The organism is Kitasatospora sp. NPDC059803, assembly GCF_042732255.1.
Taxonomy (GTDB): Bacteria; Actinomycetota; Actinomycetes; order Streptomycetales; family Streptomycetaceae; genus Kitasatospora.
In genome coordinates this window covers 55,381-57,290 of the sequence record NZ_JBHWIJ010000014.1, presented here as the reverse complement: position 1 = coordinate 57,290, position 1,910 = coordinate 55,381, and the positions used below count along the sequence as shown (strand labels likewise).

The 1,910-nt window shown below is 70.9% G+C and carries 1 protein-coding gene; it reads right to left on the bottom strand.

What is annotated here, in order from left to right; all coding sequences use genetic code 11:
• Positions 1-56 precede the first annotated feature (56 nt).
• On the bottom strand, positions 57-1,688 hold the full coding sequence (locus ACFV6I_RS04180; RefSeq protein ID WP_380423521.1) for an AMP-binding protein: 1,632 nt from the start codon (positions 1,686-1,688) through the stop codon (positions 57-59).
• Between the last annotated feature and the right edge of the window lie 222 nt (positions 1,689-1,910).

Below are 1,910 nucleotides of genomic sequence, written 5' to 3'. Positions count from 1 at the left end.
GCCCGGGGCCGTTCGGTGTGTGCGGACGGGCTCGGACCGGGCGGCGGTGGGTCAGGTCAGAGGCCGAGCAGGCGCACGGCCTCCGCGCGCATCTCGACCTTGCGGACCTTGCCGGTGACGGTCATCGGGAACTCCTCGACCACGTGCACGTACCGCGGGATCTTGACGTGGGCGAGCCGGCCGGCGCAGTAGGTGCGGACGGTGTCGGCGGTGAGCGGCTCGGCGCCCGCGCGCATGCGGATCCACGCCATCAGCTCCTCGCCGTACCGGGCGTCGGGCACGCCGACGACCTGGACGTCGAGGACGTCGGGGTGGGTGTACAGGAACTCCTCGATCTCGCGAGGGTAGAGGTTCTCGCCGCCGCGGATGACCATGTCCTTGATCCGGCCGGTGATGGCGAGGTAGCCGTCCCGGTCCATGACGGCGAGGTCGCCGGTGTGCATCCAGCGGGCGGCGTCGACGGCCTCGGCGGTGCGCTCGGGCTCGCCCCAGTAGCCGAGCATGACGGAGTAGCCGCGGGTGCAGAGTTCACCGGGCTCGCCGCGCGGGACGGTCCGGCCGGTGGCCGGGTCGATGACCTTGACCTCCAGGTGCGGGCCGACCCGGCCGACGGTGGAGACCCGGCGGTCGACCGTGTCGTCGGCGCGGGTCTGGGTGGAGACGGGCGAGGTCTCGGTCATGCCGTAGCAGATGGCGACCTCGGCCATGCCCATCCGGCCGATGACGTCCTTCATCACCTCGGCCGGGCAGGGGGAGCCCGCCATGATGCCGGTGCGCAGGCTGGTGAGGTCGTGGCGCGCGAAGTCGGGGTCGGCGAGTTCGGCGATGAACATGGTGGGCACCCCGTACAGCGAGGTGCAGCGCTCGGCGGCGACGGCGGCCAGGGTGGCGCCCGGGTCGAAGGAGGGCGCGGGGATCACCGTGCAGGCGCCGTGGGAGATGGCCGCGAGGTTCGCCATCACCATGCCGAAGCAGTGGTAGAACGGCACCGGGACGCAGATCCGGTCCTGCTCGGTGTAGTTGAGCAGTTCGCCGACGAAGTAGCCGTTGTTGAGGATGTTGTGGTGGGACAGGGTCGCGCCCTTGGGGAAGCCGGTGGTCCCGGAGGTGTACTGGATGTTGATCGGGTCGTCCGGCGTCAACTCCCGCTGCCGCTGCGCGAGAAGGCCGGGGTCGGCGCGGCGCCCGGTGGCGAGCAGGGTGTCCCAGTCGGGGCCGCCGATCAGCACCCTCCGCTCCAACTCCGGGCACTGGGGCCGTACTTCCTCGATCATTCCGGCGTAGTCGGAGGTCTTGAAGCGCTCGGCCGCGACCAGCAGGCGGATCCCGGCCTGGTTCAGCACGTACGCCAACTCGTGTGAGCGGTAGGCCGGGTTGATGGTGACCAGGATCGCGCCGAGCTTGGCGGTGGCGTACTGGGTGAGCGTCCACTCGGCACAGTTGGGCGCCCAGATGCCGACCCGGTCGCCCTTGGCGATGCCGAGGTCGAGCAGGCCGAGGGCCAACGCGTCGACGTCGGCGGCGAGTTCGGCGTACGTCCAGCGGCGGGCGGTGGCCCGGTCGACCAGGGCGTCCCGTGCGGGGAAGGCGCGCACCGCGCGGTCGAGGTTCTCCCCGATGGTGTCGCCGAGCAGCGGCACGTCCGAGGTGCCGGAGGCGTAGCTGCGCGGGGTCGGCGTGGTCGGCACGTTCTGACTCCTGGGTGGGCGCGTGCGGGTCGGCCCCCATGGTCTCCGCCTCGCGCCCGCGCCACCACCCCCGAACGGGGGTGCGGACACGATGCTGGGGCCGGGGCAGGGGGTGTAAGGGCGGGCCCCCCAAGCGGGGTAGACGGTGTTGGTGATGTTTTACAAGTCCCGGGTTTGGTTTTCTTGTTTTGACAAAGCGTTTTGGCCCAACGTTTGCACGAT